The 8469-nt window shown below is 40.2% G+C and carries 4 protein-coding genes and 3 pseudogenes; all 7 read left to right on the top strand.

The window, feature by feature from the left end; translation table 11 throughout:
* Nucleotides 1-128: 128 nt before the first annotated feature.
* Nucleotides 129-1484 (top strand): annotated as a pseudogene (locus tag NG821_RS11905) (SusC/RagA family TonB-linked outer membrane protein); the annotation flags it as partial.
* A gap of 13 nt (nucleotides 1485-1497) precedes the next feature.
* Nucleotides 1498-3048 (top strand): RagB/SusD family nutrient uptake outer membrane protein, encoded by a 1551-nt coding sequence (locus NG821_RS11900; RefSeq protein ID WP_252761876.1) that lies wholly within the window; start codon nucleotides 1498-1500, stop codon nucleotides 3046-3048.
* Nucleotides 3049-3190: 142 nt separating this feature from the next.
* Nucleotides 3191-3439 (top strand): annotated as a pseudogene (locus tag NG821_RS11895) (transposase); the annotation flags it as partial.
* Nucleotides 3440-3713: 274 nt separating this feature from the next.
* A complete protein-coding gene (locus tag NG821_RS11890) occupies nucleotides 3714-5339 on the top strand; it encodes an ISL3 family transposase (RefSeq protein ID WP_394802090.1) in 1626 nt (541 codons plus the stop codon).
* Nucleotides 5320-6174 (top strand): annotated as a pseudogene (locus NG821_RS11885) (transposase); the annotation flags it as partial. The gene NG821_RS11890 and the pseudogene NG821_RS11885, both read left to right, overlap by 20 nt.
* A 94-nt stretch (nucleotides 6175-6268) precedes the next feature.
* Nucleotides 6269-6619 (top strand): hypothetical protein, encoded by a 351-nt coding sequence (locus tag NG821_RS11880; RefSeq protein WP_252761875.1) that lies wholly within the window; start codon nucleotides 6269-6271, stop codon nucleotides 6617-6619.
* Nucleotides 6620-6750: 131 nt separating this feature from the next.
* Entirely contained in the window at nucleotides 6751-7686 is a 936-nt protein-coding gene (locus NG821_RS11875) for a tyrosine-type recombinase/integrase (protein WP_252761874.1), read from the top strand.
* Nucleotides 7687-8469: the final 783 nt, after the last annotated feature.

Here is an 8469-nt window from a genome sequence, read left to right as displayed (position 1 = left end):
TGTATATAGGTTGTGCATATCGATGATTTGAAATTAACAGTTTTGACACTACTAATTTACTAAAAATCAGCGATATGCGCAACTTTTTATACATCATTATTTAATGAATTTAATTCCGCCAACGGGTTAATTATGATAATAAGTACCTTTTTGAGGCTAATATACGTCGAGATGGTTCTTCCCGTTTTGCAAGTGGTCATAAATGGGGCAATTTCCCCTCCTTTTCTGCAGGTTGGATCATAAGTGATGAGAAGTTCATGGAATCGACACATTCTTGGCTTGATATGTTAAAAATTCGTGCTTCGTGGGGTAAGTTGGGAAATCAGAATATTAATTCTTACTATGTAGGTAGTGATATCCTTTCAACTGGCACTAATTATTCGTTTGGAGGCACATTAGCTTCAGGCGTAGCCGTTAAGAGCTTAACAAACAAAAAAACCACATGGGAAACAACAACACAGACAGACTTAGGAGTTGATTTAAATCTTCATAATGGTATTTATGCAACAGTTGATTATTTTTATAAGAAAACGGATAATATTTTAATGCAAACTCCTATTCCGTTAACTATGGGCAATCTAACTGCTCCTTATGTGAATGTAGGTAAAGTAGAGAATAAAGGTGTTGAGGCGACAATTGGTTATGATAAAACTTTTAGTAACGGTTTACGATTAAGGACATCAGCTAATCTTTCACATATTGTAAATAAAGTTACAGACTTAAATGGAGCTAGCCCAATTATTAATGAACCAACAGCAGTTGTTGAAGGTCATGCTATCAATTCTTTTTATGGTTATGTCCAGGAAGGAATTTACCAAATAAGTGATTTTACATGGCAAAATAATAGTGATCCAACAATACCTTATAATCAACGACAATATATCTTAAAAGATGGTGTTGTTAAAATAAGTAATTTTACTCCACAACCTGGAGATATTAAATATAAAGATCTTAATGGTGACGGTATAGTAGATATGGATCATGACCGTAAAGTTATAGGTAAACAGTTTCCTGACTTGTCTTATGCATGGTCTATGAATTTAGAATGGAAAAATTTTGATTTTAATATGTTCTGGCAAGGTGTAGAAGGGATTGATGGTTATACATATTATGAAATTGCTACATGTTTTAGTGGCTTTGCTAATATGGGAAAGTGGTGGCTTAATCGTTGGACTCCTGAAAATCCAGAAAATACTTATCCACGTTTAACTACAGATGGCGTACGCAATAATATTCATTCTACTTTCTATATGGAAAATGCTTCTTATTTACGTTTAAAAAATATTGAGTTAGGTTATACTTTTGATAAGAAAATGCTTTCCTTCTTAGGTAATTGTAAAGTGCGTGTTTATGGTAATGTTCAGAATGCTCTGACTTTTACAAGCTATAAAGGTTTTGATCCTGAAAAAGAAACTGGTGAAACAAGAGCTGAAGCTTATCCACAGACAAGAATTTATACGTTTGGAATTAGTTTGAATTTTTAAACAATAAACCGTTATGAAAATTTTTAAATATATAATACCAGTTTTTTTACTGGTTATTGTTAGCGGCTGTACAGATAATATTCTTGATCGTTCACCGAGGGAATCTTTATCTCCAAATTCTTTTTATCAGAATGAAACGCAATGCAAAATGGGACTGGTTGGAGTATATGCTTCTCTTCCTCCTATTGCTACGGTAACTTATTGGTATCAATTAGACTTTATGTCTGATAATAATTACTGTCAAGATTCTTGGCAGGGTTCTAAAGAAGTAGGTGAGTGGGCTCAAAATGCTTCAAGTTGGGCTTCAAGTGCTACCTGGACTCAGGAATATCAAACGATTGTTCGTGCTAATAAATTCCTTTATAATTTGAAGTCAGCTACGGTTTCGGATGAAGTAAAAAAAGAGATGTCAGGTGAAGCTCGTTTTTTACGCGCTTATGCTTATTCAAATTTAATTACTTTTTTTGGTGATGTTCCTCTAATTTTAGAACCGCAAACATTGGATAGTGCAAAAGTGTCTCGTACACCGAAAGCAGCTGTTCTTAATGCAATTATTACTGATTTAGATAGTGCTTCAGCTGTATTGCCCATTAAATTTAGTGGTTCTGATGTTGGACGTGCAACAAAAGGAGCAGCTTTGGCGCAAAAATGTCGTATCTTACTTTATAATGGAAAATATGCAGAATCTGCTGAGGCTGCAAAGGAAGTTATGGATCTTGGAGCCTATAGTCTTTATCCTGATTATAAAGGACTGTTTGATGAAGCTAATGAAAATAACTGTGAAGTGATATTTGATATTCAATATATTAAGAATTCAGAACCTCAGCCTTGGCCAAGTTCTCGTCTTTCTTTTGTTGACTGGCCTACGCCAAATGTTACTGCTGATATGATAGATTCTTATTATATGACTAATGGATTACCTATTACGGATCCTAAGAGTGGTTATGAACCTCAAGATCCTTATAAAAATCGAGATCCACGTATGGCCGCATCAATTGTTCTTCCAGGTTCAAAGAGTGCGTCTGGTATTTTTATACCTGCAAATGACCAAGTACCATGTGGAGCTCGTCCTCGTAAATATGCCGATATTAGTGGTACTGATTCTTATAATTGTTCTCTTAATACAATAATACTTCGTTATGCAGATGTACTTTTAATGCGTGCTGAAGCACTTATAGAACAGGGTATTACAAGTCAGGAAGTTTATGATTTAATTGATAAGGTTAGGGCACGTGTAGGAATGCCAAGTGTGGAATCTGTTGAAGGAACTAATCTTAGTCAGGATCAGCTTCGTGAAATAGTTCGTCATGAACGTCGTGTGGAATTTTTTATGGAGGGAACTCGTTATTGCGATATGTTACGTTGGAAAGATGAATCCCTTGTTCATGATGTTTATGGTTATGTAACTTCTAAACTTTCGGATCCTTCGAGTTCTTCTACTTGGGTCTTTGAGACAGAAAAGAAGGCTACTCGCAAATTTGATAAATCGAAGGGTTGGTTATGGGCTATTCCTCAGGTGGAAATTGAAAATAACCCGAAGTTGACACAGAATCCTGGATATTAACAGTTACTTTAAAGATTAAAAAAAGAGAGGGTCTGTCAAAATAGACATATCCTCTTTTTTTATTACAAAGCCCCGACTTTCTCAAGCCAGGGCTTTGCCATGTCCAAAAATTTTTGTACCCTTAGACATATAATTTATAACTATGGCAAAGGTACACTTTATTTCTTACATTCCCAACCAAATGGTTCTTTTTCCACAAAGAATAGATGAGGATATTGCGGAAAATGATTCGGTCCGTATCATCAATGGTATCATTGACGGGCTGAATGTGGACAATATCCTGAAACTCTACAAGGAATCCGGCCGTAGTCCGTATCACCCCAGGATGATGCTCAAGGTCATCATATATGTCTATATGAACAACATCTATTCCTGCCGTCGTATAGAGAAACGGTTCTTCTTTAATTTAGTTGATGGAATGAGATTAATTTGTCACATAATGTCGTGGAATAATATTATATTTAATTAACTGATCATCAAAGTTTTATAACGATAAAAATTAGGATATCTGACAAATATTTTGTAACTTTATATCGCTAAACACAAATAACAAAACAGTGCCAGCATATCCTAACAACGCCAAAGATACGACAAAAAGTCGTAACAGCAAGACCTTTCATGCATCAAAAGATGTTTTTTCTTATTTTATTAAGCATATTTTGAATATGCCTGAATTTAAAATAGAAAACATACAATATGGAAAAGAGGTGATTTCCATTTATGTATCCTCAAGGGCAAAAACAGCAGTATGTCCGTATTGTGGACATAGAAGCGGTAAGGTCCACAGTTTTTACGAGAGGACTCTGGAAGACTTGCCGTTCATGGGCAAGGAAACAAGGATAATCTTCAAGGCAAGAAAGATGTTCTGCACAAACGGGTCCTGTTTCCGCAAGACCTTTGCCGAGCAGCCTGGAGAGGAAGTGTTCAGATACCGCAGAAGGACACGAAGGTGTGAGATGGCAGTAATGCGGCAAGGTCTGTCATCATCATCGGAGAATGCGTCCAGGCTGTTGTCCATGTCGGGGATCCTCCTGAGTCAGTCAACCGTACTTCGTGATCTCCATCGTCTGCATGTTTCTCCATACAGAGACATCAGACGAATTGGCGTGGATGACTGGGCGCAGCGGAAGGGCATGGCCTATGGAAGCATTATTATAGACCTGGCCGGCCGGCATCCCATAGATTTACTCGGAGACCGTGAGGAGGAAAGCTTCCGTGACTGGATAAGCGTCCATCCGTCGGTAAGCCTTGTCAGCCGTGACCGCTCTACGGATTACAGTAGTGCGATAGCTTCTACCGGACGCCCTATAACAGAAATAGCAGACAAGTTCCATCTGGTTAAGAATATTATGGAACGGATAACCAGGCTGGTCGGCCTGCACTATGCAGATTACAGGAAGGCTGTCCTGGAAAACAAGGATGAAGTAAAGGAGCCTGACACCGGAACAGCCGATGCGGTATCCGTGAAGGAAGAAAAGACAGTTTGCATTCATCCGGTCAGTAATAAACCTGATATGAGACAGGTAATGTTTGATGAAGTCAAGCAGTTGCAGTCAAAAGGATTTAAACCGGCGACTATAGCAAGGAAACTGGGCATAGCCAGAATGACCTCAACAAAATTCTGCCGTCTGGATTCATTACCTCCCAGAAGCAGTAAACTGAGAAAACAATACAACAAATATAATACATTCGTTGAACGACAGTATGCAGATGGTAAATCCCTGCGTGCAATCTTCAAGGACATATACACTATGGGATTTAATGGCTCCCTTACCCCCTTTTATGATCATTACCGTTATCTTGAAGATGTTTATAAGGATTCCAGATCCCAAAACAAGAAAGTACCGGAGAAAAAGAGACGGCCGGTAGACAAACGGCCGGCATTAATGTCAATCAAGGCAATAGGAATAATCATAGGAAAGAAAATTCGAAAACGGACTAATGCAGAGGATGACAGGCTTATTTCGATATTATCCGGCTTTACCTGGTTCTATGAAATGTATGAGGCAACAGATTCCTTTTACGGGATCATTACCGGACATGATGCTACCCGGCTGTTAAAATGGATGAAACTCTATTGGAAAACCGGCATTGGTACACTCAAGACTTTCCTTATCGGCATAAAACGGGATTATAAAGCTGTCGTAAACACGATTAAATACAATGTTACGAATGGGATTACGGAAGGATTTGTAAATAAATTAAAGGTGGTAAAGAGATCCATGTACGGACGGGCCAGTATTGAACTCCTAAGAAATAAGCTGGTTCTAGAACATATCTTCTTCAACTAAATTAAAGAAGAACCAACTGCTGCGCCGTGATATTCATTTCATCTGGCTCGCAGGTTATGAGAAGCCAGACTTTATTACGATCAACCGCTTCAGGAACCGTGTGAAGAAAGAAATCAACGGTATCTTCACCCGGATCGTTCTCCTGCTGGCAGAAAAGGGGTTTATCACGCTTGATACGGAATATGTTGACGGCACGAAGATAGAGGCCAAGTTCAATAAATACACATTTGTCTGGCGCAAGACGGTGGAAAGGAACCGTGCGAAACTGATGAAGAAGATCTCCGTACTCCTTGAACAGATAGATGACAGTATAGTGCAGGATCAAACGGACAGGGATGAACCGGCAGAGTTCACTCCCTCCATGCTGGAAGGACTCGTGAGCGAATTACAGGCCTCCATTGACAAGGCCGCTGCCCCTGAAAACAAGGAGCAGAAGGCGGAGAAAAGGGAGAAGAAAAGACAGCTGCGCCGGCTCAGGGCCCACCGGGACAAGCTGCGTGAATATGACCGCCACCTTGAGATACTGGGTGAGCGCAACTCTTATTCCAAGACAGACCATGATGCCACGTTCATGCGGATGAAGGAGGACGTGATGAACAACGGGCAGACCAGGCCCGGATACAACCTGCAGATCGGAACGGAGAACCAGTTCATCACGGACTTCGCCCTCTTCCCCAATCCCACTGATACGCTGACCTTCATTCCGTTCTGCAACTCCTTCATGAAGCGTTACTGCCATTTTCCGCTCAAAGAGGTAGCAGATTCAGGCTATGGCTCGGAAGAGAATTACCGGTTCATGGAGGAGAACGATATGGAGGCCTTCGTCAAGTACAATCCGCTTCCACCTTGGCAGGAAGATTTCCGAACCTTTTCTTATATGCTCTCAGATGAAGCACGAGATCGTCGCATTCATTATAGGCATCCCAGCTATGGTGGTCGATAAAGGTGTATCCCTTCACAACGCTTACGCCTATCTTTGCCCCGAACTCTGTCTTTGCCTTTGCCTTGCCCTTGACTATCGGTCTTACGAAGGGCTGGTACAGGCTGATGATCCGGTCCTTGCATACATAGACATGATTGACAAACATTTCCTTCTGCTGTTTCCACATCTTTATCGTGGTGAAGAACAGGCTGCGGTCACGCGGCTTAAGCGTGAAGAAGTAGTTGCTGTCAACCCTTCCGAAGATTTCAAGGGCCGTGTTGATATTCCTTCTAAGGCGGGGCCTGCATGTATTCCATACATTCCCGGACTTTTCCCCTGGGCTTTTTCCGAAACTTAAAATACCTATATAATGTACACAGGTGAGTTGTTTAATATTCCTAATTAGGTATTCCCGAAGGCTGTCACTGGAGAGAATGTCAGGATAAAACGTTAAATTTGCATCCTATTAATTCATTTAAGTTTTATTCTATGGAATCTACTATCACATTCTCATCATTTACTACTCAGTGTATTATCCATTCAGAACAGAATGGCCGCTACGCTACGGCCCGCCTGTATAAGAATGCCCTCCATTCCTATACGATCTTCCTCAGTTCCCCATCGGTATCCTTCCCGGAGATCAACCGTGATAACCTTAAATCCTATGAGCAGTGGCTGACGGATCGAGGGAAGTCCCCGAATACAATATCCACTTACCTCCGTATGCTCCGGAGCCTCTACAACAAGGGTGTGGATCATGGCTATGCTCGGTATGTCCGTGGCCTCTTTCACGATGTCTATACCGGTGTAGACATCAGGCATAAGAAAGCATTGCCAAGAGAGGATCTCCGGACCTTACTGTTCAAGGACCCGGGCACGGAGGACTTACGGCGGACGCAGTACACCGCCCGCCTTTCTTATGAGTTGTGCGGAATGCCCTTCGTGGACCTTACACATATCCGCAAGTCTGACATTTCTGATGGAACGCTCGAATATCACCGGATGAAGACGGGCACTACGGTAAGGGTCCGCCTCCTCAGGCCTGCTCTCCAGACTTTGTCCTGGCTGCGAAGGAATACTGGGAGGACAGACGGGCGGAAAGATTCCGGCTTGTTGCACCTGTTCAGTTGTTCTCATAGCTTCCGGAGCAGTAAAGGCTATATGGAATATCAGTCCGCTCTTCGCCGTTATAATGCCCATCTCAAGAAACTGGGCAGGAAACTGGGAATCAAGGAAGACGTTTCATCCTATACGCTGCGTCATTCCTGGGCCACGGCAGCTAAGAAAACGGGAGCTCCAGTAGAGATGATCAGCGAGTTGCTCGGCCATAAATCCATCAAGACGACTCAGATATATCTTTCCGCCTTTGACGATAATGAACTTGCAATGGTAAACCGTAGAGTGTACAGGTATACTCATCAATAACGATAAAGTTGTAAGGATAAATATATTGTTACTTATCAAGTAACACGTAATTTTCGATTACAAAGATAATTGATATATTTGAAAAGGCCTTTTTATTTTACATATTTTAACTTAATAATCATAGACAAAATAAAACATCTGCATGGACAAATAACTGATGTATTGAGTATGTTCATGTACAGATATTATAAATATTTCTATTGTATTTATATTTTCGGATTCTGTTTTCTTTTTTTAAAAAAAGAGGAAATATAGCGCTTAATCAGGATTTTTACGTGTTACTTGATAAGTAATTTACTTTGATATTTCACGCAGTACATTAGTCAGGTGGAGTTATGCATCCCTTTTCTTAGAAGGAGTTAGGCCCATGATATTAAACACTTCTTAAGTTAATAATAGAAATACCGTGACAGTAGCATCTTTATAGATCGTGCCTATATCTGTAAAACCATATAATTGAATTTGCTCAAGACGGCCAATATCGGATCAGAGACTCTATATAGGTTATACTTAAAGGACAGGAAACCATACTTTAATCCTATTCGTAAGGAAATCTATTGGGAACAGACTAAGTTGATTTCATCCATGAGTAAAGAATTGAATAATCAATAGAAAGGAGGTAATTTTTTTTAAAATAGAAGAAATCTAATATCTCGTTATACTATACCCCAATTTTAGACAATGTTTAACTTTTATTTAAATAATATACTCATCCACGGAGAGCGCGCATAGCGGCAAGAGGCGTCGTGTAACGCCTCGGCGAGCGTCACGCTGCAGATTGAT

The organism is Segatella cerevisiae (assembly GCF_024054555.1).
Lineage (GTDB): Bacteria > Bacteroidota > Bacteroidia > Bacteroidales > Bacteroidaceae > Prevotella > Prevotella cerevisiae.
The sequence above is the reverse complement of the archived record's forward strand: the minus strand, read 5'-3'. Positions and strand labels throughout refer to the sequence as shown.